This is a genomic window from Paenibacillus sp. F024 (assembly GCF_057814255.1).
The window spans coordinates 1-261 of sequence record NZ_JBVASZ010000183.1; the positions used below are offsets into that span (position 1 = coordinate 1).

Annotated in this window: 1 rRNA gene; it reads right to left on the reverse strand. The window is 43.7% G+C overall.

Features of this window, described 5'->3' with window-relative positions:
• Positions 1-108: ribosomal RNA gene (locus tag ACZYR9_RS27890) — 23S ribosomal RNA — on the reverse strand; the annotation flags it as partial.
• Between the last annotated feature and the right edge of the window lie 153 nt (positions 109-261).

Sequence of the window (261 nt, forward strand, 5' to 3'; positions counted from 1 at the left end):
CCCGGATCAAAGCCTGCTTACGGCTCCCCGAGGCATTTCGTCGTTCGCCACGTCCTTCATCGGCTCCTGGTGCCTAGGCATCCTCCGTGTGCTCTTATTAGCTTAACCAATGCTTCGTTATATATTTTAAAAACCATATAACTCCACGTAATCAAGATCAAAAGATCTAAGGATGATTCAGCATTTATTGCTTTGTTTCGATATCCAGTTTTCAAGGAACAAACAGCTTGAAAGGCATTGCACCTTTCAAAACTGAACACG